The 24,700-nt window shown below is 33.8% G+C and carries 22 protein-coding genes, 3 tRNA genes, 1 CRISPR repeat array and 1 riboswitch; of the genes, 9 read left to right on the top strand and 16 right to left on the bottom strand.

Annotated features, from left to right (window positions below):
* The 6 genes from QO182_RS00270 to cas9 all read right to left on the bottom strand — a co-directional run bounded on the left by QO182_RS00270 (nt 1) and on the right by cas9 (nt 9,050).
* The gene (locus tag QO182_RS00270; protein WP_371541224.1) at nt 1-366 is read right to left on the bottom strand and encodes a 6-phosphogluconate dehydrogenase; all 366 of its coding nucleotides are present in this window, start codon (nt 364-366) and stop codon (nt 1-3) included.
* A gap of 6 nt (nt 367-372) precedes the next feature.
* Nucleotides 373-1,743 (bottom strand): DNA recombination protein RmuC, encoded by a 1,371-nt coding sequence (rmuC, locus tag QO182_RS00265; protein ID WP_371541227.1) that lies wholly within the window; start codon nt 1,741-1,743, stop codon nt 373-375.
* 130 nt (nt 1,744-1,873) lie between these two features.
* Nucleotides 1,874-2,251, bottom strand: a complete 378-nt coding sequence (locus QO182_RS00260; RefSeq protein ID WP_371541230.1) for a hypothetical protein — start codon at nt 2,249-2,251, stop codon at nt 1,874-1,876.
* A gap of 356 nt (nt 2,252-2,607) precedes the next feature.
* A CRISPR array of direct repeats spans nt 2,608-2,955; the repeat unit is 46 nt; unit sequence GTTGTGAATTGCTTTCAAAATTGTATTTTTACTTATAATTCCCAAC.
* 117 nt (nt 2,956-3,072) lie between these two features.
* A complete protein-coding gene (cas2, locus tag QO182_RS00255) occupies nt 3,073-3,420 on the bottom strand; it encodes a CRISPR-associated endonuclease Cas2 (RefSeq protein ID WP_371559230.1) in 348 nt (115 codons plus the stop codon).
* Nucleotides 3,413-4,309 carry a type II CRISPR-associated endonuclease Cas1 gene (gene cas1, locus QO182_RS00250; protein WP_371541236.1) on the bottom strand — a complete coding sequence of 299 codons (897 nt, stop codon included), beginning with the start codon at nt 4,307-4,309 and terminating at the stop codon, nt 3,413-3,415. The genes cas2 and cas1 overlap by 8 nt, the downstream gene beginning before the upstream one ends.
* Nucleotides 4,310-4,448: 139 nt before the next feature.
* Nucleotides 4,449-9,050: a type II CRISPR RNA-guided endonuclease Cas9 gene (gene cas9, locus QO182_RS00245; RefSeq protein WP_371559226.1), complete on the bottom strand. Its 4,602-nt coding sequence runs from the start codon at nt 9,048-9,050 to the stop codon at nt 4,449-4,451.
* A gap of 255 nt (nt 9,051-9,305) precedes the next feature.
* On the opposite strand from cas9, the gene QO182_RS00240 reads away from it, so the two are divergent.
* Complete coding sequence (locus tag QO182_RS00240) at nt 9,306-9,872, top strand: pseudouridine synthase (RefSeq protein WP_371559223.1); 567 nt, start codon at nt 9,306-9,308, stop codon at nt 9,870-9,872.
* A 102-nt stretch (nt 9,873-9,974) separates the two neighbouring features.
* The gene (locus QO182_RS00235) at nt 9,975-10,427 is read left to right on the top strand and encodes a tRNA (cytidine(34)-2'-O)-methyltransferase (RefSeq protein ID WP_371541244.1); all 453 of its coding nucleotides are present in this window, start codon (nt 9,975-9,977) and stop codon (nt 10,425-10,427) included.
* Between the two features lie 178 nt (nt 10,428-10,605).
* Here the strand turns inward: QO182_RS00235 and QO182_RS00230 are convergent, their stop codons facing one another.
* Genes QO182_RS00230 through QO182_RS00220 form a run of 3 tightly spaced genes read right to left on the bottom strand, consistent with a single transcriptional unit; the run spans nt 10,606 to nt 13,588 of the window.
* Nucleotides 10,606-11,391, bottom strand: coding sequence for an ABC transporter ATP-binding protein (locus QO182_RS00230; RefSeq protein WP_371541247.1), 786 nt, complete (start codon nt 11,389-11,391; stop codon nt 10,606-10,608).
* 27 nt (nt 11,392-11,418) lie between these two features.
* The gene (locus QO182_RS00225; RefSeq protein ID WP_371541271.1) at nt 11,419-12,399 is read right to left on the bottom strand and encodes an iron chelate uptake ABC transporter family permease subunit; all 981 of its coding nucleotides are present in this window, start codon (nt 12,397-12,399) and stop codon (nt 11,419-11,421) included.
* A 52-nt stretch (nt 12,400-12,451) separates the two neighbouring features.
* Nucleotides 12,452-13,588, bottom strand: a complete 1,137-nt coding sequence (locus QO182_RS00220; protein WP_371541250.1) for an ABC transporter substrate-binding protein — start codon at nt 13,586-13,588, stop codon at nt 12,452-12,454.
* Between the two features lie 340 nt (nt 13,589-13,928).
* Nucleotides 13,929-14,128, top strand: a riboswitch (cobalamin riboswitch).
* A 99-nt stretch (nt 14,129-14,227) separates the two neighbouring features.
* Between QO182_RS00220 and QO182_RS00215 the strand changes: the two genes are divergently transcribed.
* The gene (locus tag QO182_RS00215) at nt 14,228-16,180 is read left to right on the top strand and encodes a TonB-dependent receptor plug domain-containing protein (protein WP_371541252.1); all 1,953 of its coding nucleotides are present in this window, start codon (nt 14,228-14,230) and stop codon (nt 16,178-16,180) included.
* Nucleotides 16,181-16,253: 73 nt separating this feature from the next.
* Here the strand turns inward: QO182_RS00215 and QO182_RS00210 are convergent, their stop codons facing one another.
* Nucleotides 16,254-17,699 (bottom strand): S41 family peptidase, encoded by a 1,446-nt coding sequence (locus QO182_RS00210; RefSeq protein ID WP_371541255.1) that lies wholly within the window; start codon nt 17,697-17,699, stop codon nt 16,254-16,256.
* A gap of 127 nt (nt 17,700-17,826) precedes the next feature.
* On the opposite strand from QO182_RS00210, the gene QO182_RS00205 reads away from it, so the two are divergent.
* Genes QO182_RS00205 through QO182_RS00190 form a run of 4 tightly spaced genes read left to right on the top strand, consistent with a single transcriptional unit; the run spans nt 17,827 to nt 19,865 of the window.
* A complete protein-coding gene (locus QO182_RS00205; protein ID WP_371541258.1) occupies nt 17,827-18,336 on the top strand; it encodes an RNA polymerase sigma factor in 510 nt (169 codons plus the stop codon).
* Entirely contained in the window at nt 18,323-18,778 is a 456-nt protein-coding gene (locus tag QO182_RS00200) for a hypothetical protein (RefSeq protein ID WP_371541260.1), read from the top strand. Before QO182_RS00205 ends, QO182_RS00200 begins: the two co-directional genes overlap by 14 nt.
* Nucleotides 18,779-18,791: 13 nt before the next feature.
* Complete coding sequence (locus QO182_RS00195) at nt 18,792-19,322, top strand: DUF4252 domain-containing protein (protein ID WP_371541263.1); 531 nt, start codon at nt 18,792-18,794, stop codon at nt 19,320-19,322.
* 6 nt (nt 19,323-19,328) lie between these two features.
* On the top strand, nt 19,329-19,865 hold the full coding sequence (locus QO182_RS00190) for a DUF4252 domain-containing protein (RefSeq protein ID WP_371541264.1): 537 nt from the start codon (nt 19,329-19,331) through the stop codon (nt 19,863-19,865).
* 779 nt (nt 19,866-20,644) lie between these two features.
* Here QO182_RS00190 and QO182_RS00185 read toward each other — a convergent pair.
* The 3 genes from QO182_RS00185 to QO182_RS00175 form a co-directional block, all read right to left on the bottom strand.
* Nucleotides 20,645-20,727: transfer RNA gene (locus QO182_RS00185), tRNA-Leu, on the bottom strand.
* A 43-nt stretch (nt 20,728-20,770) separates the two neighbouring features.
* A tRNA-Lys gene (locus tag QO182_RS00180) sits at nt 20,771-20,843 on the bottom strand.
* 43 nt (nt 20,844-20,886) lie between these two features.
* A tRNA-Lys gene (locus tag QO182_RS00175) sits at nt 20,887-20,959 on the bottom strand.
* 129 nt (nt 20,960-21,088) lie between these two features.
* Here QO182_RS00175 and QO182_RS00170 point away from each other — a divergent pair.
* Nucleotides 21,089-21,607, top strand: coding sequence for a shikimate kinase (locus QO182_RS00170; RefSeq protein ID WP_371542791.1), 519 nt, complete (start codon nt 21,089-21,091; stop codon nt 21,605-21,607).
* Here the strand turns inward: QO182_RS00170 and QO182_RS00165 are convergent.
* Together QO182_RS00165 and QO182_RS00160 are read right to left on the bottom strand one after the other, a co-directional pair.
* On the bottom strand, nt 21,599-22,102 hold the full coding sequence (locus QO182_RS00165; RefSeq protein ID WP_371542787.1) for a phosphoribosyltransferase domain-containing protein: 504 nt from the start codon (nt 22,100-22,102) through the stop codon (nt 21,599-21,601). The genes QO182_RS00170 and QO182_RS00165 overlap by 9 nt on opposite strands.
* Before the next feature lie 46 nt (nt 22,103-22,148).
* Nucleotides 22,149-22,541 carry an RNA-binding S4 domain-containing protein gene (locus QO182_RS00160; protein ID WP_371559220.1) on the bottom strand — a complete coding sequence of 131 codons (393 nt, stop codon included), beginning with the start codon at nt 22,539-22,541 and terminating at the stop codon, nt 22,149-22,151.
* Between the two features lie 78 nt (nt 22,542-22,619).
* Here QO182_RS00160 and QO182_RS00155 point away from each other — a divergent pair, with 78 nt between their 5' ends.
* Nucleotides 22,620-23,642, top strand: a complete 1,023-nt coding sequence (locus QO182_RS00155; protein ID WP_371559217.1) for an FKBP-type peptidyl-prolyl cis-trans isomerase — start codon at nt 22,620-22,622, stop codon at nt 23,640-23,642.
* A gap of 72 nt (nt 23,643-23,714) precedes the next feature.
* On the opposite strand, the gene QO182_RS00150 is transcribed toward QO182_RS00155, so the two are convergent.
* Nucleotides 23,715-24,668: a transketolase family protein gene (locus QO182_RS00150; protein WP_371559214.1), complete on the bottom strand. Its 954-nt coding sequence runs from the start codon at nt 24,666-24,668 to the stop codon at nt 23,715-23,717.
* Nucleotides 24,669-24,700: the final 32 nt, after the last annotated feature.

Raw genomic sequence — 24,700 nt, 5'->3', positions numbered from 1 at the left:
TTATTTTGATTTAAATGGGGATTCATCTTCTTTTACGCCTATGACAAAATATTTAGAGTCACCCCACCAAGGGAATGTTTTGTAGCGTTCTATATAAGACAATTTTACATACTGTCCTTCCATCTCTTTTAAGTTACTAATCACTTCCTTGTCTTTATCTAATACAGAAAAAGCAAAAATTTGTGAGCCTGAGATGCCTTGGCTTATTTCTCCTTCCCAGGTTTTAAAAGCGACTCCTTTATGGCTAAACTTTATGAGTTGGCCAGATCGTATGCCTTCGCTATAAGTAGCATAATAGACAAACGTAAAATAGCTAATTACAGATAGTACTAGTACTGCCGCAAGAATTCCTAAAAATTTCTTCATTTTGTTTTAGTTTAATAGTTGGTTTTCCTCCTTTTCAGCTCTTGATAAAATGTTTTCAGGAAGTGATTTTTTAGCTTTTGCCCCCATTTTTTTTAGCTTTTCAACACTAGTAATAAGATTTCCTTTTCCTTCCACTAGTTTATTCATGGCACTGCTATATTCTATTTTACTTTCGTCGATTTTCTTTCCAATTTTTATTAGATCAGCGACAAAGCCCTCGAATTTGTCATATAATGCGCCAGCTTGTCTGGCTATTTCAAAGGCATTTTCCTGTTGCTTTTGGTTTGCCCACATACTGTCAATCGTTCTTAATGTAGCCAGTAGGGTAGCAGGAGTAACAATTACAATATTCTTTTCAAATGCCTTGTTGTATAAAGCAGTGTCCTCATTTAGTGCCATCGCAAATGCGGGTTCAATAGGGATAAAAAGCAAAACAAAATCAGGGCTTTCTATCTGGTATAAATCCTGATAATTTTTATTTCCTAATTGCTCTACATGACGTTTTATCGAATTAACATGCTCTTTTAAATAGCCACTTTTTAAATCGTCGTCTTCCTCATTGATGTATTTTTCATATGCGGTCAAGGATACTTTTGAATCGACAATCATTTTTTTACCGTCCGGAAGGTTAATCACCACATCTGGAAAAACACGGTTTCCTTCGGCAGTAGTAAAGCTTTGTTGCACTTCATATTCCCGTCCTTTTTCTAAACCTGATTTTTCCAATACTCGTTCCAGCACCAGTTCTCCCCAATTTCCCTGCATTTTACTATCTCCTTTTAATGCTTTGGTCAGGTTGATGGTTTCCTTGCTCATCTGGATATTCATTTCGCGCAAGCCTAAAATTTGTTGGCGCAAAGCCGCATGATAATCGATACTTTCTTTGTGGGTATCTTCGACTTTTTTTTCGAATAATTGGATCTTGTCTTGCAGAGGAGACAGGATGTTTTTCATATTTTCCTTATTCTGCTCTGTGAATTTATTGGATTTTTCTTCTAATATTTTATTAGCGAGATTCTCAAATTCCTTGGTGAATTTCTGCTGTAGTTTTTCTACTTCGTCTTTTTGCTCTTTGTTACGTTCCCATAGGTTCTCAAAATCAACTTCTTTTTTAGAAAGTTGGATTGCCAGACTGTCTTTTTCGTTACGAATAACTTCCTTCTCGTAAGTACTATTTTCTATTTGTTTTTCAAAAGCAGACTTATCATTCAAAAGTTGCTCTTTTACTTGATTAAATTGAGAAGAAAAGGCAATCAGTTTTTCTTCCAGGCTTATTTTTTCAGATTGAAAACGGGCGGAGAAAATAAGCTTTCCAATGAAAATACCAATCGCAAGAGCAATAATAAATAAGAATAAAAAAGTGACCATGTTTGACATAGAAAGATTGATTGATGTACTCGTAAAAGTAAACAATATTACATCTTAGTGCTAAATTTATTAATCATAAAATAAAAAAAGCCAATAAAAACGATTGTTCTTATTGGCTTCTTAAATCATTGAATAGGCATTATTCATCATCTAATTTTATATTTCCTCGATCTTTGTGATTATCGGGATTCGAGTTCGGATAACGATTTGCAGTGATGTCTGAGTTGAGGTCTTCATTTTCGACTGTTTTCATCTCTTCTTCCTCAGTAGTAACTCCTCTGCTTAAGCTTTCGTTTTCATTCCATGTACGTTCTTCATCAGGGATGTGAGCAATTGATCCATCAACATTTCGGGCTCGTTGTACAATGACTTTATTTCCTTCGGCATCAATTTCTATTTCGTTAGTAAGCATAGAATCTTGATTTTTGTCTGTATCAGCGATCTGTTTTTCGCTAAAACCTTCATTTGTGTTTTGTTTATCGAGGTCTTTATTTGAATTTGAATCTTTATTTTCCATGATGTAAAATTTAAGTGATTGTTTTTTCAGAATTATAATATTACAGCTTTTTGAGGAAGAAAGAAAATCATTTAGCATAGCTTTTAGATTGCTAAAATGTAGGTCATTGAAATTTATATGCTAATAAAACAATGCTATCTTTGCGTCCAATATCATTTGAACTGAATTAATAGGTTACCCTAAAATGTTACATTTATTTAAGTCAACGATTGGTGATTTCTTTCAAAAATTATATTTTGAATAATTAGTACCTATTAAAGAGAGGAGGGTCAATTCAGTTGCGTTTAGCTGCTCAGCTTTAAACATCCAATTCACAACGGAAAATCGACCTTCCGATTTTGTTGCAACGATTTTTCGTTGTGAATTGCTTTCAAAATTGTATTTTTACTTATAATTCCCAACCGAGAAGGAAGCTAAGACGCTTCTATCTTTGTTGTGAATTGCTTTCAAAATTGTATTTTTACTTATAATTCCCAACTCCCACTCTCACCAACATTGACAACAAGTGTTGTGAATTGCTTTCAAAATTGTATTTTTACTTATAATTCCCAACTTTTTCTAAATACATATTATAAACTATCTGTTGTGAATTGCTTTCAAAATTGTATTTTTACTTATAATTCCCAACTATATTTGCCATAGCCATACTGTGTTAATAGTTGTGAATTGCTTTCAAAATTGTATTTTTACTTATAATTCCCAACATACCGCGATATAATCGTTTGATATGTTGGTAGTTACGAGTTTGTTTTGAAATCGAAAAAAAGAGCTACCTACATGTTGTTATTCAAGTAGTTAGTCGGTTTTAGAATCCTATATTTCTAAAATAGCTCCGATTGTTGCGAAGGTTTATCCGTTTCAACTGGTTTTTTTCCGTAAAAAAGTTCCATCATCCCAAATTGTTTATCGGTTATTTGCATCACGCCAATTTTGCCGTGTTCGGGCAAATTATTCCTAATTCGTTTGGTGTGTACTTCTGCATTTTCTCTACTAGCACAAAAACGCATATAGATGGAAAATTGAAACATAGAAAAACCATCGTCCAATAATTTCTTGCGAAATCCACTGGCAATTTTACGCTCTTTCCGCGTTTCAGTAGGCAGGTCAAAAAATACGAGTATCCACAAACTTCTATATTGATTTAATCGGGTGTAATGTTCGTCATACATAGATAGGGTATAAAATTTTCCTTGCTGTTCCCTCAAAACATTCGTGTAAGGAATTGCTTGTACGGCTCATTGCCACCATTAGTGGACTGTTTTTACCGTCTATGAACACATCTATTGTGGCAATGTTTAACAATTGTTTTTTAATAGCAATGGTCAATTCTCCATACGAATCTTCGGTTTCCATAATATGACACACAATTAAATCTACATAGGGACGATAGGGTTCCATTATATCGTCGGCAAGACAATACGCATTGTATTTGTTGCGATGGAAGATCCCTAACGTAGGCAACATCCCTGAACTGACTATAGCTCTGGCGGTAATGGCTCGCAAAATAGCGTAGCCATAGTTTAATAGATTATTGGGTGGAATTCCTTTTTGGCTTCTAGTAAAATTCTCCACTGTGATAAGTTTTTGCCAATAATAAACCGCCGCTCTCGATTCGTGATTGAGTGCATCTCCAGATGTTACTTCTTGTGCCCAAATTTCCATTTTTCGGCAGGGGATTCCTTTTTCTTTTAGTAGTCCCGCTTGGTTCCTAATTTTAGAACTAATGGTTTGCTGCCACAAATTCTTTTTGAGTGGGACAGAAGCATTAATTTGATTCTTGAACCGTTCGCTTTGTTCCGTATGACCGTTCAAGGGCATTAATAAACCAATAGGTAAATGCTGTTGGTCACAGTTGATTAATGCCACATTGTTATTGGTCAGTTTTTCGAGCAAACCATTGGTAATAGTGATTTGTTGGTTTTCTAATACGACAACCCCAATATCTTCAATAGCCACAGTTTTAGTTTCTTGCTCCTTGTCAGGATAAGAAATGACAATTTGCTCGTTTTTAGTGCTCAAATAAGCTGGATTACCAAAGAAAAGGGTTCGTTTTATCATTTTTTTTACTGTTTTGGCTAAAGCCGATTTGGACTATTTAATATTATTGAATGGGTTAAAACCCATTCCTATTGATTTTGTATTGATTTCAAATGAATAGTTAAAGGCTAATCCTAACGAATTTTGGAATAATAGTTTATTATCGAATTATTCTCTTAATTTTTCCAAGTCTATCAACTTCTAGCTTCCAAAATTTTTCTTTTATTGTCATTCCTTCTAATGATTTAGATAGTTTAGAATCAAAACTTGTATCTAACTCTTTTGGAGCTATGTTTTTCGCAAATTGATTTGGAGTAAAATAAATAGTATAACCTGAAAAATCATTAACATTATATAAACGATGTACTTGGTCTTTGTTGAAGCTGTTTAAATCTATTAGATTTGAATTCTCTATTTCATCGTCTGTTGGGATATATACTAGGTCATTAGGAGATAGAAATTGAGTTAATTGGTACTGTGTTTTGGTTTTCTCATCTAAATATTTATCTGGGACTGGCGACAATCCATCTTTTAGATTCTCAATAACAATATTTAAAGGGATGGTAATGAATTTTTTATTATGTAAATCATCTTTGTAAATAGCAAAATATAAGTTTGTTCCTTTAGCTGTTTCAACAAATTTATTCGCTTTATTTCCAGTTTCTCCTAAAGGGAATTTATTACTTTCCTCAAAAACACGAACTTTTTTTATTGGTTGATGTTTTTTACCATTATTTAATGCTGTAATATTTTTATTTAATTCATCTAAACCATTTTCAGAAAAAGCAACTTCGTGAGTTGGGAATTTTTTTCCGTTTTCGTCAACTACATTTTGATACATTTCTTGTTGAAGATGCTTTAATAGGATTTTTTGAATACCAGTATCAGTTATTTTCTCAATTTTGTTTTTATCAAAAGTAATGTCAAGTGTTTTACGAGTCGCAGTAGCTTGAATGGTTTCATAAATCTGCACTTTGTCAATAGCTTTTCCATTAATCATTATAGGAAAAGCTTTGAGGTGTTTTTTTAAACCATCATTATTGTTTGGATATAGCTTGATTTTTGCTTGCAGTTGTTTTTTAGCTTCCTTGTCGACAATTAATTCTATTTGCTCAATTGCATTTGCAATAGTAATATGGCTTTGTTTAATGCGCTTTAAGCTTACTTTTCCACTCACAGTTTCAGCATGCATTGGTTTTCTAATTGCCCAGTTATCTCCTTTTTCCTGTTTAGTTGTAATTTTGGTCATTACACCATCCTTTTCTTTCCACACTTCGTATTTGTTTACCGTTTTATTGATAACTCTTGTGTTCTGCTTGAAACTAATAATAGTTTGATTCAATTCATCTTCTGCATTTTTTGTAAAATGCTCCCATGGTTTGTGGAATTCTTTAGCAACATTTTGTGTTTTTCCATTAATTTTAATTTCATCTATTTTCCTTAATTTAGAAACTAACGAATAATTTGTTCTTTCCGTATTGATAGAATTTAAATAATTGACGTGGTCTTTGGTCACACAGGCAATTACCAATGCATCCAAAGCATGATGGCGATGGTCTATTCTTTTTTTAGAAAAGCCTTTTGCAATTTCATCCGGTACTGTGGTTTGAAAGACTTGTTTACCACCATTCCCATATGCATCTCTTTTAAGCTCTAATTTACCAAAATCAGTGGAATTAGTAATTGCATTCAAACGTTCAAAACGAGGTGTGACTATAGTGTTCCAAACATCATTCAAACCCCAGTCTTGTTTCATTTTGGAAGTAATTGACCCATTTAGGGGAATAACATGTTTTGAAGTTACTTCTTGCTCATCGTCTTCTCGAACTATTTTGCTTAAAAGATTCTTTACGATTTTACTTATATATTTAGTATCATTTAATTGTCTTTCGATAAATTTTTCTGGAATTTCCTCACTCAATAATCGTTTTTGCTTGTTTTTATTTTTGCTGTAATAGCTGGTTATATGTTGGTTGTACGCTTCTTTAGTGAATATTTTGACGGTTTTTCCTCCTGTTAAGGTTACAATTCTATCTTCGTTTTTTAGTATGAATTCTACAGCTGTCATGTTGCTTTTAAGTTCATTGACTTCTGATTCACAAATAACCTTATTTGATAATGAATCATCAAACAATCTTGATTGCGGAATGATGTGTTCGATTTGATACTTTATTGTAAATAAGTCACTTAATGGTATTAATTTCCCTGTATATGGAGAAATATAACCTTGTTCCAACCACAGTTTGTATTTTATGATTTCAGAAGTGGTGGGTTTTGCATTTTTTCTAATTTTGTCAACTTCTTCTAATTTTTCTTTTCTGTTTTCATTACTATAAACTCCTTCTTCGTAAATTTTTAGAATCTCTTGTTGACTTGGTGAATACGGACGGACATCATTAGCTCCATCATTTTTCAACTCAGTCAAAATGGCTTTTATTCTCAGGTTTGTATTTTCATTTAGAGAAATCTGATTTGTCATTTGTTTTCTCTTTGCGGCTGGATTTTTCATCTCACGACCCAATTCAATATGAATTTCGTCAAAGAAGTTTTCTTTTCCTTCTCCATAATGTTGCCAAATATCTTTCACAACGCGTAAAGTTTCTGTGATAACCTGCTCCACAATTGGGTTTCTCAGCGAATGTTGTTTAAAATCATACTTTAGAAATTGATCAATATCAGCGGGCGTTTTCCATTTAGAAATGTCACTCGCTTCACTGTGCCTGTCATAGATAATATAAGAAGCTAGCCATAAAGGCAATCCTTTGAAATCTAAAATATCATGTAAGTCAATAGCCTTTTCACGTACACGAGTTCTAATGTTTTCATCAAATTCTCCTGTTTGCATTTTGTCTATTCTTGCTAACGTTTTTGTGTCAATATTTTTTTCGTTCCAATAATTTCCAAAACGCATTAATGGCAATAATTTCTTTATTGCTTTTTCAGAATAGGAACCATAGTCTTTTTTATATGGTTTTATTTTTGAAAAATTTCCAATGAATTCATCTGGTAAATTATGTTTTCTTGCAAATGTGCTAATTGCACCAGAATGAATTCCAGTATTTTCATCGAAGGAATATAATTCAATTTTATCAGTTACTGAATATAAAATATGCCATAAATCCTGAGTATTTTTGAGATTAAAAAAAGATTTATCTATGTCGGTTTTTGCAATAGCATTCAAAAATTGATTTCTTGTTTCGTTACACGGATAACTTTTATCTTCTACAAAATTCCATCGGTATTTGTCTTCTTTTAATTTAAATTTCGGATATGCTAAAAATTGCTTCTGACTTATTTCTGCTTTATCATTCAACCAATTGAAAAGCTCTACTATATCTTCTTCCGTTTTTAAATATTCATTAGTTACATCAATATCTTCTGTAATTCCTTTTTTATAAATTTTTAGATTTTTTACAAATTGTAACAATCTAAATTCCTGGAAAATAGGATTTGATTTTGCAATACATTTTACAGGTTTTACAATTTGCTTTCCATTTACATCTTTTACTAAAACTCCCTTTTTATCTTTAATCGGTCTAAATTCTAAATTACAATCACTAATTAATGAAGTTTTACTTTTAAGCGGCCGTTGATAAAAAATAATGTCATCCAAAAATAAGTAGTCAAAACCTCTTTCTTTAATATTGTTTTTATGAGCTTCATTATTTCTATATAACTCATTTATACATTTTTCATAAAGATTTTGATCAGTTAAAATAGGGGAATGAAACGTTATCTGTGTTTTTAAAATTTTTGATATTTCATCTTTGTAAAATTTTCTTTCGACTGTTCTAACTAGCTCACCTTTTATTTTTTGATTAGGATTTCTAAGTAATGTGTCATAAATAAAAGAACCTACAGTTTTGCCACTCTGGTTAATAGTTTGTTCTGTTCTAATCTTTATTAATCCCCAATCGTCTTCCTTTGGCGATCTAAAACTTCTTTTTTCTTCGTTGTCTTTATTTAGTTTTATAGTTCCGTCATCATTTAATTCAGTGGTTACAATAAACTCTTTTTGTTTACCAACCCAATCAAATAATGTGATTTTGCTTTCACGTTTGTAGACCCATCCGTTTTCAAGAATTACATTATACCAAATCCCAGATTTACCTTTTTCTCTTTCAATTACATCAACTACCATCAGGGTATGGAACTCTTCTAGTTTGTTTTTTTTTATTTCTTGTTCTTCCCCTCGTAATTGATAATACCCTCTTTTTTGATTAAAATTTAGTAATATCCACGCCAACTCTTCTTTTGATATTTTTTTAGTTAAAGCTTTTTTTCTCAAATAATAAATAGTCCAATCATAAGGGACTTGTTTTAAATCAGGATTTTTTAATTTGAATTCAGCAAGCATTTCTTGGTGGCTTTCCAGAAATAGAAATTGGTTTTTACCATCTTCATTTTTATAAAATGATAATTTCACTTCTGTTTCAGGTTTAAATTGTCCAAGTTTTTTATTAAAATCAATTGCTTCGGAATAATGTTTAGGTAGAAAATTAAGGATGTTTAAAACTCTATGAAGTCGTTCTCTTCTTAATAAAAAACGTTGTACTAATCTTCGAGTTCCTCTGTACTTTGTTCTTTCGGCAGTTTGGGAAATAGAAACACCACTGTCAAACTTACCAAGTACATCTTGGCTCATTGGGATTATTCTGCTTCCTAATCCTTCAATATTCCCAAGTTTATTATCAAAATCATTATTTGTTAATGCCCACCCAATACTATTTGTACCCAAATCTAATCCTAATATTTTTTTCATTTTCTATATTTTTATGCTGATTTTTGCTGTTATCTGAATGAGTTTCGAAATATAAATATAAGAAAATTAACATCCTTACGGGAAACCTCAATAGAACTTTGAAACTTTTGTTGTATAATTGCAATACAATTTTGAAGCAATTCACAATAAGGATTATTCCGTTGTGAAAACATTCAAAGCGGCATCCTTACGGTTGTCGCTTTTTTATTTTAAAAACAAGACTATCTTTGCGTTTTATAAAATCAAATTAAGTCAATGTCCCATCAGCATTTCATCCTTCACAAACCCTACGGTTATTTAAGTCAGTTTATCTATGAGTTGAAACGAAAAAAGAAACTGCTAGGCGAGTTGCACGATTTTCCAAAAGGAACGATGGCAATAGGACGTCTGGACGAAGATTCGGAAGGGTTATTGTTGCTAACAACAGATGGGATGATGAGTGAAATCATTCGATCTAAAAAAGTAGACAAAGAATATTATGTGCAGGTCGACGGGATTATCCATCAGGACGCTATTGACAAACTAAAGGCTGGTGTCGAGATAGGTTTCAATGGAACCAAGTACATCACTAAAAAATGTGAAGCTTCCTTAATCATTGAAGTTCCTGCTTTTGGCGCTAGAGGAAAAAAAATAAGGGACGAACGCCACGGTCCTACCTCCTGGGCTTCGATAACTGTCAACGAAGGCAAGTTTCGTCAAATACGTAAAATGACAGCTGCAGTTGGTTTTCCTACCCTTAGACTGGTTCGTGTGCGAATAGGAAATGTACACCTGGATAATTTGCAATCTGGAGAAGTTATTGAAGTTGAAAATTTTCAATAGCAAAAATCAATAGTCAATAACAATTACGAAAATCAAGAAGTCTAATCATAGGTATCAATCAAAAATCAGGTGTCGTTAACCAACAATCTTAAATCTTTTTAAATGTTAAATATAGTTTTAGTTGAACCCGAAATACCGAATAACACCGGAAATATTGGCCGATTGTGCGTAGGCACCGAAAGCCGCTTGCATTTAGTTCACCCTTTCGGATTTGTAATCAATGATAAAAACCTGAAACGTTCGGGATTGGATTACTGGGTTCATCTTGATGTTACTGAATATCAAAACGTAGAAGAATGGATTGCTCAAATTCCTGATGCTTCTCGTGTTTTCTTAATGAGTTCGCATGCTGAAAAATCCTATTTGGATATAGAGTACCAAGACGGAGATTGGTTGGTTTTTGGAAAAGAAAGTAAAGGACTAAGCGAAGAAGTTTTGGGTAAATTCGAAAATCATTTAAAAATTCCGATGTCAAATTTGATTCGGAGTTTTAACATCGCTAATTCAGTGGCTTTTGTTATTGGCGAGGCTAAAAGACAGATTCTACTCAAGTAGTTTACTCGCATCAAAAGTCGCAAAAGAATGCTGTTGTTAAGAAGATGAGTAAATTAGAATGCATCATTTTTCTGAATTTGACATTCTTTCTAGTGTTCAATTTTACTGAGTAAGATTGTATTTTAAAACTAGTTTTTTACACGCGGTCTCTCTCTTTTTATCAGCTAGTTTTAGATTATTATACAATTACGAACTTTCCTTTTTGTGCATCAAAAAAAATATGTTCATCTTTGAATAGGGTATTAAAAGTTCCTTTGGAAATAAAATTACAGGGCTCATCTTGAATAACAGTTTCGGGAGTCATGATAATCATTTCATCACTCAATTGTATGGCCATATCGATATCATGGGTTGAAAAGAGAATGCATTTATTTGTTTCCTGAGTGAGTTTTTTTAATAGTTTAAACAGTGCTACCTTATGTAATAGATCTAGATGGGTAGTAGGCTCATCTAAAATTATAAGCGGTGTATCTTGTGCAAGAGCGCGAGCTACCAGCACTTTTTGCAATTGACCATCACTGATTTCGTAATGTTTTTTGGTTGCTAAATGACTAATTTGTGTCAGTTCCATGGCTTCACGTACTTTGGCAATATCAGTTTCTGTCAGTTTTCCAATCCAGTTGGTGTAAGGCTGTCTTCCTAAAGCGATCAGCTCAAAAACAGTTAAATTGCTGGGTGGTAATTTTTCAGTTAGTACTACACTTAGATTTTGCGCTAAGGTTAAAGCATCTATTGCATGAATGTTTTTACCGTTAAGAGAAATAGTTCCCGAAAGTGGTTTCTGAATGCCAGTTATTGTTCGAAGCAAGGTTGATTTCCCTATTCCATTTGCTCCAATTAAAGCAATTAGTTTTCCCGCCTGCAAATTCAAGTTAAGATTTTCGGCGATAATAGTAGTCTCTGCTTTAGATGTGTATCCAATGCTTAGATTTGATGTAGTAAGTATGTCTTTAGTGCTAATCATTATAAGAATAAGAGTTTTTTAAAAAAATCATCCAATCATTTTTCGTTTTCGAACCAATAACCAAATAACAATCGGCGCTCCAAAAACAGAAGTTACAGCATTAATTGGCAGTGTGATATCTCCGCCGGGAACTTGTGAAATACTATCGCAAATAAGCATAATACTGGCTCCAAAAAGCAAAGTACTCCAAAACAAAATAGTGTGATTACTGGTCTGAAATACCAGCTTTGCAATATGTGGAACGGCCAGTCCTATAAAAGCAATTGGGCCGGCAAAAGCAGTAATGCTACCCGCCAGAACACTCGTTGCAAAAATGATAATAAGTCTTGTTTTTTTATAGTTCAATCCTAAACTACGGGCGTAATTTTCTCCAAGCAACAGCGCATTTAACGGTTTAATACTAAAAAGACTTAGAAAAAGTCCTAGTAGTACACAAACGAATAAAATGCCAATGGAGGTCCAGGATAGATTCCCTAAATTTCCCAAAGACCAAAAGGTGAATTTTTGTAGTTGCTCAGCGGTACTGAAATAAGTCAATGTTCCCACAATAGCGCTTGTCAAACTCCCAAACATCAGCCCTACAATTAAGATCGCCATCGTGTCTCGCAACCGATAGGATACAGCCAAAACAGCCATTAATACCAAAAAACTTCCTAGGCTTGAAGCCAATACGATTCCGTAAGAAGACATCATTATAGAAGCAATGGATTGTGGTAAAAACGCCGCTCCTAGAATTACGGTGGCAACACCTAAACTGGCTCCTGAGCTCAGTCCTAAAACATAAGGTCCCGCTAGCGGATTTCTAAATAAGGTTTGCATCAATAAGCCACTTATCGATAGACCCATACCCACTAATATTGCTGCAATCGCCTTTGGTAATCGATAATTAACGATGATGTAATGCCAGGTTTCTTTGGTTGGGGTTCCTCCTATGAGACTGTTAAATACTTCTTTTAGGGGTATGGAAACAGATCCTAAACTGAGGTTGATTAAAAATAGGCAAACCATTCCAATGGTTAGGATTGCGAATAGAACGGTATTTCGATTGGTGTGATTCAATTTAGTCTAATTTCTGAAAGAAAAACAGTTCGTGATTTGGTACTAATTCTGGATGAAAGATCTTTATCAAATCTTTTAAAACCCAGTCTGGGCGGGTAGGGGACCATTCAAAATATAGAATTCCTCCTTTTGCCCCCTTGTTTAAGGCATACGAATATACTTTTTTATTTTTAAATGACTCAAATTCCTTGTAATGGGGATTGCTGTCGCTCATTTGTTTTAAAGAGGAAAAATCACCAGGAGCAATCCAGAATTCTGCTTGCTGTGCTTTTTCTAGAATGACTTCAAAGGGCAAGGAAATACTTCCAGTACCTTTTGTGTCTTTCCATAAATAATCTGCTTGTGCATCTTTTAAAAACAGGGCAGCCCAACTTTCCCCTTGGGGTACATACCATTGATCTTGGAACATGGAACCACTAAGAACGGTAGGTTTTTGTGTTGCTTTTTTGGCTAAAGCCAAAGTGCTATTGTATTCTTTTTCAATTTCACTAAATACTGAATTTGCTTTGGAATCCAGTCCGTATAAAGCGCCAAAAAATTTGATCCATTCTGCTTTTCCAAGAGGGGACTGTTCCGTCCAATCGCCATTGAATATTACTTTTAAACCGCTTTTTTGTAAAATATCTAAAGAAGGATTACTGCTGTTTAGCCCAAAGCCAACAATCACTTCTGGCTCCATGTCAATTAAAACTTCTGTATTTAGATTTTCGTTTTTTCCCACTTCTCTCACCATTCCTGCATCAATGCGTTTTCGGGTTTTTTCAGACGAAATATAATCGGTATTGGGAAAGCCAACTAATGTATTTTCGACGCCTAACATTTCCAGGGAAGGTATGTGCGTGGTTGAGGTTACGACAATAGATTTTATAGGAATTTGAATCGTGGTAAACTGCTTTATGCTATCTGGAATGATTCCATTTTTTTCTTGTAAAACGTAGGTGAAATTTTCTTTGGCTCCAGGCCAAGGTTTGGTGATTTTAACTATTGAATAGCCCTTATATCTATAGATCTCAAATCCTTTAGCATACTGGATTTCGTTTTTTAACCCTGATTTTGTTTCCTGATGGGTTTCTTTTTTACATTGGATAAATAACAAAGAAATCAGAAAGAGGAACAGTGTGTTTTTAACGAATTTCATAAATCTAATTTTTTTACAAAAGTATTGTTTTGTTTTAATAAAAATAAGCTTGTGTGATATTTGATACATTTTTTCCAATAATAATAGAGTAATTTTATCTAAAAATAAATCATGAGAGACAATTCAAATACCTTCATCTATATTGTTGCAGGGATTATCATATTGCATTTTGTAGTTGGTTTTGTGTGGCTTATAGTTAAGCTTTCTAAAAAGAAAGATAAGGAAAAGTAATTGTTGTAATTTATTGTTTAGTAGTTTGTTATGCGTTTTTTTAAATGCGTAGCGTGTTTATTGTGGTTAATTCCATTAGGTTTTTTTATAATATCTTTCAATTTTTCTATATTTGCAGCCGTATTGAGGTTGCTTTTTTGTTTTTTCAAAATAGCATTAAAAGGGAATCAGGTTTAAAACCTGGGCTGTACCCGCAACTGTAAGCTATCAAGCTTGTTGTTATCTACAAAACCACTGTTTGCCGCGGCGAATGGGAAGGGAAACAACAAGACGCAAGCCAGGAGACCTGCCTATTACAATTTGTATCAAACTTTCGGGAAAAAAGGTTTGGGTATGGGTTATTTCATACTTTCTTCCCATTTTTAGTCATGTAACGGTAAGAGCCGTTATTAAAAATGTTTTATTAAAATGAACAACAAAATCGTTCGTATTAGTGCGTTATGCGTGCTGATGAGTGCTTGTGCCTTTGCGCAGCAAAAAGAAACTATTTCTACTCCTAATGAGTTGAATGAAGTTGTTATTTCGGATTCTAAATTTGCTTTGGCAAAAGAAAAGTCGGGAAAGGTAATTGTAAAAATTACGGCCGAGGAATTGGCTAAAAAATCGGGGCAATCTCTCGCTTCTATTTTAAGTACTGTAGCAGGTTTAGAGATAAACGGAAACCAAAGTAGTGCTGGTAAAAATTTGGGCTATTACATTCGAGGTGGTCGCAACCGCCAAACTCTAATCCTAATTGATGGAATCCCTGTAACAGATGCTTCGGGTATTAATTTAGAGTACGATTTACGTCTAATCCCTGCAGAACAAGTAGAGAGTATAGAGATTATGAAAGGGGCAGCAAGTACTTTGTATGGTTCAGGGGCGGCAACAGGAGTAATTAATATCACTTTAAAAAAGGCAGGAAAGAAAGCATTTGCCGGAAATGCCTATATGAATATCGGGACACAAACTACAGCAGATAGAACTAATTATCGTCCTGAAGACTATAATCAAGGGCTTTCTGTCAACGGAAATTTGGACAAATTTAATTATTACGCTTCGTTAAACAGTACAGAGACATCAGGGCTTTCTGAAGCTGCAGTTCCTAAATCAGCAGATTTTGAAGTAGATCGCTTTTCCAGAATAAACGCATTGGTTAAACTAGGTTTTAAACCAACAAAAAAGCTTTCATTTGACTTTTTTGGTAATTATGATAGGTTGAAAAATGATTTTGACGGAACATTTGATAATTTAAATAATCCCGATAACTCTTTAAATGTATCGACTTCAGAGCAGTTTCGTTTTGGTTTCTCTCCGAAGTACAAGTATGAAAAAGGAGAGTTTGTTATGAATTCAAGTTTTAATACTATCGAAAGAAATTATAATACGTTTAGCAGTTATTCTAATTCGGTAGACATCAGCGATTACAAATCCAAAAGTGTAAATGTAGATGCTTTTAATAAATATGAATTTAGCAATCATTTTTTTGTGGTAGTAGGAGGTCAGTTTCAATTTCAGGAAATGAGTTCTGAAACCCCTTACGGCGCAATTGCTGCAGAGAAAGCAAAATTTAATACTATTGATCCTTATTTGACCGCAGTCTATAATTCTGATTTTGGTTTAAATCTGAATGTTGGAGGACGTTTTAATATGCATAGTGTTTATGATAATCATTTTGTATTTAATGTGAATCCATCTTATTCTTTTACTGAAGTTCCGTTGAAAGTATTGGCGTCGTATAGCACAGCCTATATTACTCCAAGTTTGTATCAATTGTATTCTCCTTATGGAAATCTAGATTTGACTCCTGAGGAAAATTCTACGGTAGAGGCGGGATTTGAAGTATCATTATTAGATAAAAAACTGACTTTTAATACTGTTGCTTTTTACAGGGAAGAGGAAAATTCATTTGGATTTTATACGAATCCTGATACCTATGCTTCAAACTATATCAATATAGAGGGGAGGAATAATGCGAGAGGAGTCGAAACTATGGTTTCTTATTCTTTTTCGAATGCTCTAAAGGTTAATGGGAATTATACATTTACCCAAGTGGAAGAGCCTTTAAGTAGATTAATTCCAAAACATAAAGGGAATGTTTCCTTGGATTATCAAGCAACAAGCCGTGCTTTCTTCAATGTCAATTATCAGTATGTTGATAAAAGGAAAGACGCTTTCTTTGATGGAGGAACATATGCTACAACGGCTGTTCTTCTAGATTCTTATCAGTTAGTTAATGCAATGGCTAAATATGATGTTATTAAAAACAGAATGAATGTTTTTGCGTCAGTAAACAATATCTTAAATGAAGATTTTGTAGAAACGGTAGGATATAGCACAAGAGGAAGGAATTTTAAAATAGGAGTAAACGTATTGTTTTAATAGTACGTTCTTTAGATAAAACTAAAAAAGGCTTTCAGTGATGAAAGCCTTTTTTAGTTTTACTAATTATGATTTAGTCTAAAGATTTCAAAATACCTTCTGGAGCTTTTTCTAAATACATTTGGTTTTGCAAACCATTCAAAGATTTAGCATCTTTAAAATAGTTGAGTTCTTTTTCAGGGCTTTGTTTTAGCATTTTGCTTGTTCCCGTAATTTTACCTATTGCAGTACTTAACAAAGGTTCTGTAGAATTCCCAAGGACATCCATGTTTCCGTAATTTTCTTTTAGAGAATAATCAGGTGTTAATCCATTGAAGTAATCTCCAAAACCTGCAGCATTTACTATTTTTAAAACTATAGGTTGCATCGCATATCGGTGATTTGGGTTTCTGTTTTCTTGACCAAAAGTAGGGGAGTCATATAATGTAATCGACCCAACATTTTTCCCTGTCGTAACATCTCCTATTTGAACTACGGTCATATAAGGCTTCAAACCATTAATAACAAGTTCACTTGCAGAAGCTGTACTTTTTGTGGTTAGAATATAAATTTTGCTCAATTTCAAGCTGTTTATTGCAGTTGTTTCTATTTTATCTGTGAAGTTGTTATTCAGTGCTTCAGGATTGTTAGATTCAAAATAGCTGTTGATTTTAGGGTTCCATTGTTGTTTTGCAAAAACTTTTCCAGTGTATTGTCCTGTAATCATACTAGCTAGTCGAGCGGCAGTTTGCACTGATCCACCTCCATTATATCTTAAATCAAGTACTAAATCAGTAACTCCTTGCGATTTTAACGTCGCGAAAGCCTCGTTTAGTTTAGTGTCGTAATCTGCATAAAAACCATTGTACATTAAATAACCAATCGTATGTGCTCCATTAACAATTACTTTATTGATTAAAATAGGGTTTTCAGATACTACGGTTTTTGTTAAGGAAACGGTTTTATTATTTGGCGTTATTGCTCCTGAATTATAGTCAGCAAGGTTTAAAGTAAAAGTATCATTAGCCAATAAAGATTGGTAATTACTAATTGTAAGTTGGGTTCCGTTAATACCGTAAAAAATAGCACCACGTTTAATGTCTTTAGTTGCTGCGTCTGATCCTGGAATGATATAACGAACATAACCAAAGATATCTGTACTTGATCCTGGTTTGTAAACTAGGCCAAATTCAACACCGTTATTTTTTGTGATTCCTTGAAGCGCTCCTTCAAGTTCTAAGTAATCATCTACAATCCAACTGAATCTATCGATGGATTTATCGACTCTTAACGCATCAAATAATTGCTCAGGAGTTGAATAGGTTTGTAAGAAAGTGTTTAACTCATTTTGAGATGCAAATCGATCATCAGATAAGTTAGGGACATCTGGTTGCCATAAATAATATTGGTTTAGCCCTTTCCAAATAAAATCCTGAACTTCTAGGTTTATTGGTGCCGCAGTATCATCGTTATCTTGACAGCTTTGGAAAGAAAAAACTACTAAAAGAAGTAATAGCGCAAATTTAAATGTAGGTTTCATATATTGGGGTAATTTATATAATAAACGTAAAAATAGTATGTTTAGTTTTAATTTTAAATATATTTTGTAACAAAAATAAAACTGTCTCGTCTTGATACTATAAGCCGGACTAATAATGTAGTGATTTATGAATCAAATAGAGTTTTTGCAGATTACAACTCCATTCAAAGACAAAGTCTTTCGATTAGCAAAACGGTTGCTTATAAGTACAGAGGAGGCTGAGGACGCTACTCAAGAGATTTTAGTTAAATTATGGAATAAAAACGAAAGTTTGGTTGGTTTCAATAGTGTCGAAGCTTTTGCGATGACCATGACAAAAAATTATTGTTTGGACCAGCTAAAGTCAAAAAGAGCGGGAAATGTTAAGCTCACTCATGATAATTTTACTGATAATTCTCCAAGATTAGATAAAATTGTGGAAGACGGAGATAGTTTGAATTGGGTAGAAAAAATAATTAATCGACTGCCACAGCAACAAAAATTAATAATCCAGATGCGAGATGTTGAACAGTATGATTTTGATGAAATTGCAAAAATATTGGAGATGAATGAAACTGCGATAAGGGTAGCGCTTTCAAGAGCAAGAAAAACAATTAAAGAAAATATGATTAAAATCCACGGTTATGGAATTGAATAAAATAGAAATACTTATTGAAAAATACTTTGAAGGTCAAAGTAGTATTGTAGAGGAAAAAGAGTTGCGGGAATACTTTGCTTCGGCTGAAGTTGCGCCTCATCTAAAGCAGTATGCGCCAATTTTCGCTTATTTCTCACAGGCCGCTGGACAGGAATTCAAACAAAAAGTTATGGAATTGCCGAAGCCTCAGAGTAAAAAAAGAAATAAAGTCTGGTTGTCTATTGCTGCTTCAGTTGTTGTTATGGTAGGTGCTGGTAGTTATCTGTATTTTGATAGTGAAGTTTCAAATCAGGAACTGGGGACGTATGATAATCCTGAGGTAGCGATGAAAGAGACACAAAAAGCATTGGCCATGTTGTCAAGCCATGTAAATGTTGGCATAGAAAGTGTTATAGTTCTTGAGAAATATGAGGATTCAAAAAAATTAATTTTTAAACAATAATAAATAAAACAAAATGAAAAAGTTTATAATCACATTAGTAATAGTATTGGTTTCTAGTCCGTTTTTTGCACAAGCTGCATTTGATAAGTTTGATGGTCAGGATGATGTAACGTCTATTATCGTAAATAAGAAAATGTTTGAGTTGATGAGTAAGGTTAAAGTTGATGCTTCTGATAGGGAAACGCAGCAATATATGAATTTGATAAAAAAGCTGGACAACCTTAAAGTTTTTACTACTACTAGCACCAGAGCAACTAGTGATATGAGGTTAACTGCAGAAAAATATATAAGAACGGCAGGTCTGGAAGAATTGATGCGTGTCAATGATAGCGGTAAAAATATTAAAATATTAGTAAAATCTGGAGCGACAGACTCTCAAATAAGAGAACTTTTAATGTTTATCGAAGGTGGGAGCAAATCAAATGAGACTGTTTTGATGTCGTTGACGGGTAATTTTGATTTGAACGAAATTTCTATTCTTACCGATAAAATGAGAATACCAGGTGGAGATGATTTGAAAAAAGCAACCAAAGGAAAAAAATAAAAGAAAATGAAAACGATTTATAGCATAGCGATTTTTGTGAGTCTGTTAACTGTTAGTTGTAATTCAGAACCTACGCTACAAAAGTATTTTGTGGAAAATACAGAAAACACGGATTTCATTGCATTAGATGTTTCTCCGAGTATACTGAATGTAGATAAAACTAAACTATCTGCAGAACAAAGTGGGGCTTTAGAAGCGTTTGATAAAATGAATGTTTTAGCCTTTAAGCTTAATGAGAATAACAAAGCAGAATTCGAATCAGAGCGGGCAAAGGTTAGTTTGATTCTAAAGGACAAAAAGTACCAGCAGTTGATGAAGTATGGTTCCGGTTCGGTAGGTGCTTCAGTAAGCTATGTAGGGACAGATGAGCATATAGATGAGTTTGTTTTGTATGCAAATAGTAAAGATGCAGGATTTGCTGTCGTGCGAGTTTTAGGTAAGGATATGAATCCTAATAATATTATCACATTAATGTCAGTTTTGAGACAGTCTAATATTGATATGGAGCAATTAAAGCCTTTACAGGAAATGTTTGAAAAGTAAGATAATATATTTTTAATTTAAAGCGTCTCGGCAGTTTGTCGAGACGCTTTTTTTGTGACAACTATTTTAGGTTAGATAGTAAAAGTGGGGGTGTGGTGCCTTTTTTTGTTTTTGAGAGTTGCTATTAATGGAGCGGGCTTTTTTCAGGCTATGCTAGCTGAAGCGGTTTTATAGGAGTGTATAAATCTCTTATTAGAAAGTTTAAACTCGATTCGTAACATAATGAGTTTTTATTGTTGAATAGTAGGATTAGTTTGCAATATCACTAAAAGTAGGTATTGTGAAAGAGGCGTAATACTCGTTCCTTTACTTTACTGTAGAAACGGTTGTTATTGTACTGTTTGCAGAGTTAAAATAAAGAATTAGATGATGATTGCCAAGAAATACAGCGTAGCTAATGTGGAGCTGCTAAGAAGGGAACATAAAAACGACAGATTGTTTTTGTATATAGGTGCTTTTGTAATTATAACAATTGGTTTTTCAATATTTTTTTTACTGAGAATGGCTTTTCTAAAGAATTTTGGAGGGGATTTTTAGAAATAGCGCTTGAAAAAAAAGGTTTAAAAAAAAGGGATTGACTTCGTGGTTCCTAACAAAGCTCCGCTTTGAAAACAGAAATAATAGGGTCAATCACAAAAGGTAGGGGAGGAACTTATCAATATCCTAAACGTCGGGATTGACTTCGTCGTTCCCAACAAAGCTCCGCTTTGAAAACAAAATGCCGGAATTAAATAGTCAAAGCGAGCTTTACTATTTAATTCCGGCATTTTATTTATTCGTGACCACGGTGGGATTTGAACCCACACGCCCTTGCGAGCACCAGCCCCTCAAGCTGGCAAGTCTACCGTTTCTCCACGTGGCCTAAAAATAAAAAAGGTCAAGTAATAAATTACTCGACCTTTTAGTGACCCGACTGGGGCTCGAACCCAGGACCCCATCATTAAAAGTGATGTGCTCTACCAACTGAGCTATCGAGTCATTGCATTCAATTTGAAATATTAGGTGTTGATCACTTAACTTGTGACCCGACTGGGGCTCGAACCCAGGACCCCATCATTAAAAGTGATGTGCTCTACCAACTGAGCTATCGAGTCTTGTATTTCATTGCTTGAATGCGGGTGCAAATATAAGGACTTTATTTGATGTTTTCCAAAGTTTTTTGCTTTAAATTTGTCTTTTTTTATCAATAAATTTTAACGTGTTAGTTTACAAGGTTTTATTCTATGAAGAAAATTATATTATTAGGTTATATGGGTTGCGGTAAGTCAACAATAGCTAAAACACTCGCGAAAATCAATGGACAACCATTTATCGATTTGGATTCATATATAGAGAAAAAAGCGGGTTTGTCTATAAATGCTATTTTTGAACAGTACGGAGAAATCAAATTTAGGAAGATGGAGCATGAAGCATTTGTCGAATTATTAAATGCTCCCGGGGAAATGATAATTGGTCTAGGCGGAGGAACTCCTTGCTATGCCAATAATCACGAATTGTTAAAAGGTGACGATGTACAATCTATTTATCTAAAAGCTTCTATTGGGACCTTATTTAATAGATTGGTTGCTAATAAAAGCAAAAGACCCCTTATCGCCAATAAAAATGAAGAGGAGATGAAGGAGTTTATTGCGATGCATCTTTTTGAAAGAAGCTTTTATTACAATCAGGCACAACATGTAGTTAGTGTGGATAATCGAACTATTGACGAGACAGTTTTGGATATTCTAGCCGTTTTAGCTTAGGTACGCATAACTGTTGTTTCCGTTTTCATCAAAAACTACCTGAACGTGCTCCAGCAAGGAGGTGGACAGAGAGATTCCTTTGAAATCAGCCTTTACTGGATACTTCTTGTGATTTCGATCAACAAGAACCGCTGTTTTGAATTTTTTCAAAGGAACGTCTAGAAAGTGTCTTATAGCGTAGATTAAGGTTGTACCAGAGTTTAGAACGTCATCGACAAGTATTAAACCCTTGTTTGCATACTTTTCTTTTGTTAGAGAAGTCTGAATTGGCAACTCTGGGTTGAGTTTGTTGATTTTAACTTCGCATAGCGAAACTTTTAAAGTGGAAATTTTTTGCAGTTCTTGAGCGATTTTTTCGGCAAAAACAAATCCGTTGCTTGCTATTCCTGCAAGAATAACTTCCTCTTCCTCTACAAATGTCTCGTAGATCTGGTAGGCTATTCTCTTTATTTTATGTTCAATTTCTTGATTCGTTAAAATGATATTTTTGCTCATTTTTTTTAGTTTAAAGTTTAGTTTATGAAGAGTAATAGCTTTAAAACTAGCTCTCTTCCTCGTCGTCGGTTTTTATCTCATTTCCAAACTCATCAATATCTCTTCTGTCTTTTTTGGTAGGTCTTCCAGTACCATTTTTTCGATAGTGTTCTTTTGATAGTTTTAATAGTTCGAGATGCTGATATGACTCCGCAGGAGTATCATTCCTTCTGTACATATCAACCAGTTTTGCTCCTAAACGGCTTTCTGGAATGTCTAAAACCGTAATGATTTGTGTTATTTGGTCTTTTCTGAAGGTGATTTTATCAGTAGGAAAAACCTCCTTTGATGGTTTCGCAATATGACCATTTACAGTAACATGATTTTTTTTACATGCTTCTGTTACCATATTTCTAGTCTTGTAATATCGGACACACCATAAATATTTATCTATTCTCATAAAAATTCTAAAATCAGAGTTAAATAGTTTACAAAAATCAATCAATATTGTATCTTGCGCACTTAAAAATCAGCTATAATGAACAAATTTAAGTATTATTTTATTTTATCAATTACAACCCTGTCTTTATTTTCATGTTCAAAGAATAATGATACTCCAGATATAACTCCGCCTAGAGAATATGCAGTACAATATGCTAGTGATATTACTAATATTGAAGAATATTTGAATACCTATTACATTACGGTTACGAATAATCCTGGCTCTCCTGATGATCAAGATGTCGTTTTTACTAAGATTCCTGATGGTGGAAGTCAACCTTCGATTATGTCTTATAAAGGCAAAGCTAGCTTTCCTAAATTGTTGAGTAGAGATGTTAAACTTCATGATATTACTTATAAACTGTATTATTTAGTATTGCGAGAAGGTGTGGGAGAAAAACCTACTAATGTAGATGGAGTTTTAACTTCATATAGAGGAGATTATTTAGAAGAGACCGTAGCATCAAGTGTTACTACTTTGAGTACAACAATGTTCGAAGAAGTGAAGTACCCACAACAAATGTTAAGTCTGTTTACTACAATTAGAGGTTGGAAAGAAATATTTCCACAATTTAGAATGGGGAGCTATACTGCAAAAGATGATGGTACAGTATCATATAATAATTTTGGAGCGGGGATTATGTTTATTCCTTCTGGATTAGCATATTTTAACTCTGTTAGTGGTATTCCTGCTTATTCGCCTTTAATTTTTAGCTTTAAATTATATGCATTAGAAAGATTGGATCAAGAATATAAATTGGTTAACGGTGTTGCTGTAGCTGATCCAGATGGTATCAAGTCTTACTTAGAAGATTTAGACGGAGATGGTTATATGTGGACTACAAGCGAGTTACCGACCAATGCAGTAAATCCTGATGATACAGACGGCGATGGTATTCCAAACTTTCTAGATGTTGATGACGATGGAGATGGTTACGGTACAAAAATTGAAATTACAAATAATGGTGTCGTTTATCCTTTTGCTTCTATCCCTAGTTGTGATGGTAATACTACTAATCCGGCAAGAATCAAAAAATATTTAGATAAAAGCTGTCATTAATTAAGTATAGACTGAAAACAAAAAAATCCCATTCGCTTAGCGAATGGGATTTTTTTTGGATATGTATGTGAATTATTTTCTTTTAATAACTCTTTCTACAGCTTCAACAATTGCTTGATTGTTTAATTTGTATTTTTCCATTAATTGTTCAGGTGTTCCAGATTCTCCAAAGCTGTCATTAACTGCAACAAACTCTTGTGGAGCAGGGTGATTTAATGCTAGTACTCTTGAGATACTTTCTCCAAGTCCACCAAGTATGTTGTGCTCTTCGGCAGTAACGATACATTTTGTTTTAGCCAAAGATTTTAGAACAGCTTCTTCGTCTAATGGTTTGATTGTGTGTATGTTAATTACTTCTGCAGAAATTCCTTTTGCTTCTAATGCTTCAGCAGCAACAAGTGCTTCCCAAACTAAGTGTCCAGTAGCTACAATTGTCACATCAGTTCCTTCGCTAAGTAGGATTGCTTTCCCTATTACAAATGGTTCGTCAGCTGGCATAAAGTTAGGTACAACAGGGCGTCCAAAACGCAAATAAGCTGGGCCATGAAGATCTGCAAGCGCTAAAGTAGCCGCTTTTGTTTGGTTGTAATCACAAGTGTTGATTACAGTCATTCCTGGTAACATTTTCATTAAACCAATATCTTCAAGAATTTGGTGTGTTGCACCATCTTCTCCTAATGTCAAACCAGCGTGTGAAGCACAGATTTTCACATTTTTCTCAGAGTAAGCAACTGATTGACGAATTTGGTCATATACTCTTCCTGTAGAAAAGTTAGCAAATGTTCCTGTAAAAGGAATTTTACCTCCAATAGTTAATCCGGCTGCAATTCCAATCATGTTTGCTTCAGCAATTCCAATTTGGAAAAAACGTTCTGGGTGGTTCTTTTTGAAATCATCAAATTTTAAGGATCCGATTAAATCAGCACAAAGTGCCACCACATTTTCATTTTTTTGACCTAATTCAGTCATCCCCGCTCCAAAACCTGAACGAGTATCTTTACTTCCTGTATTTGTATATTTTTTCATTTTATGCTGAATTTATTTCAGTATCTTTTTAC

Source organism: Flavobacterium sp. Arc2 (genome assembly GCF_041431385.1).
Taxonomy (GTDB): domain Bacteria; phylum Bacteroidota; class Bacteroidia; order Flavobacteriales; family Flavobacteriaceae; genus Flavobacterium.
The sequence above is the reverse complement of the archived record's forward strand: the minus strand, read 5'-3'. Positions and strand labels throughout refer to the sequence as shown.

What these genes read in the sequence shown, in the direction of transcription:
- QO182_RS00270 (WP_371541224.1), bottom strand. Translation starts at nt 366, where the DNA reads ATGAAGAAATTTTTAGGAATTCTTGCGGCAGTACTAGTACTATCTGTA.
- rmuC (WP_371541227.1), bottom strand. Translation starts at nt 1,743, where the DNA reads ATGTCAAACATGGTCACTTTTTTATTCTTATTTATTATTGCTCTTGCG.
- QO182_RS00260 (WP_371541230.1), bottom strand. Translation starts at nt 2,251, where the DNA reads ATGGAAAATAAAGATTCAAATTCAAATAAAGACCTCGATAAACAAAAC.
- cas2 (WP_371559230.1), bottom strand. Translation starts at nt 3,420, where the DNA reads ATGTATGACGAACATTACACCCGATTAAATCAATATAGAAGTTTGTGG.
- cas1 (WP_371541236.1), bottom strand. Translation starts at nt 4,309, where the DNA reads ATGATAAAACGAACCCTTTTCTTTGGTAATCCAGCTTATTTGAGCACT.
- cas9 (WP_371559226.1), bottom strand. Translation starts at nt 9,050, where the DNA reads ATGAAAAAAATATTAGGATTAGATTTGGGTACAAATAGTATTGGGTGG.
- QO182_RS00240 (WP_371559223.1), top strand. Translation starts at nt 9,306, where the DNA reads ATGTCCCATCAGCATTTCATCCTTCACAAACCCTACGGTTATTTAAGT.
- QO182_RS00235 (WP_371541244.1), top strand. Translation starts at nt 9,975, where the DNA reads ATGTTAAATATAGTTTTAGTTGAACCCGAAATACCGAATAACACCGGA.
- QO182_RS00230 (WP_371541247.1), bottom strand. Translation starts at nt 11,391, where the DNA reads ATGATTAGCACTAAAGACATACTTACTACATCAAATCTAAGCATTGGA.
- QO182_RS00225 (WP_371541271.1), bottom strand. Translation starts at nt 12,399, where the DNA reads ATGGTTTGCCTATTTTTAATCAACCTCAGTTTAGGATCTGTTTCCATA.
- QO182_RS00220 (WP_371541250.1), bottom strand. Translation starts at nt 13,588, where the DNA reads ATGAAATTCGTTAAAAACACACTGTTCCTCTTTCTGATTTCTTTGTTA.
- QO182_RS00215 (WP_371541252.1), top strand. Translation starts at nt 14,228, where the DNA reads ATGAACAACAAAATCGTTCGTATTAGTGCGTTATGCGTGCTGATGAGT.
- QO182_RS00210 (WP_371541255.1), bottom strand. Translation starts at nt 17,699, where the DNA reads ATGAAACCTACATTTAAATTTGCGCTATTACTTCTTTTAGTAGTTTTT.
- QO182_RS00205 (WP_371541258.1), top strand. Translation starts at nt 17,827, where the DNA reads ATGAATCAAATAGAGTTTTTGCAGATTACAACTCCATTCAAAGACAAA.
- QO182_RS00200 (WP_371541260.1), top strand. Translation starts at nt 18,323, where the DNA reads ATGGAATTGAATAAAATAGAAATACTTATTGAAAAATACTTTGAAGGT.
- QO182_RS00195 (WP_371541263.1), top strand. Translation starts at nt 18,792, where the DNA reads ATGAAAAAGTTTATAATCACATTAGTAATAGTATTGGTTTCTAGTCCG.
- QO182_RS00190 (WP_371541264.1), top strand. Translation starts at nt 19,329, where the DNA reads ATGAAAACGATTTATAGCATAGCGATTTTTGTGAGTCTGTTAACTGTT.
- QO182_RS00170 (WP_371542791.1), top strand. Translation starts at nt 21,089, where the DNA reads ATGAAGAAAATTATATTATTAGGTTATATGGGTTGCGGTAAGTCAACA.
- QO182_RS00165 (WP_371542787.1), bottom strand. Translation starts at nt 22,102, where the DNA reads ATGAGCAAAAATATCATTTTAACGAATCAAGAAATTGAACATAAAATA.
- QO182_RS00160 (WP_371559220.1), bottom strand. Translation starts at nt 22,541, where the DNA reads ATGAGAATAGATAAATATTTATGGTGTGTCCGATATTACAAGACTAGA.
- QO182_RS00155 (WP_371559217.1), top strand. Translation starts at nt 22,620, where the DNA reads ATGAACAAATTTAAGTATTATTTTATTTTATCAATTACAACCCTGTCT.
- QO182_RS00150 (WP_371559214.1), bottom strand. Translation starts at nt 24,668, where the DNA reads ATGAAAAAATATACAAATACAGGAAGTAAAGATACTCGTTCAGGTTTT.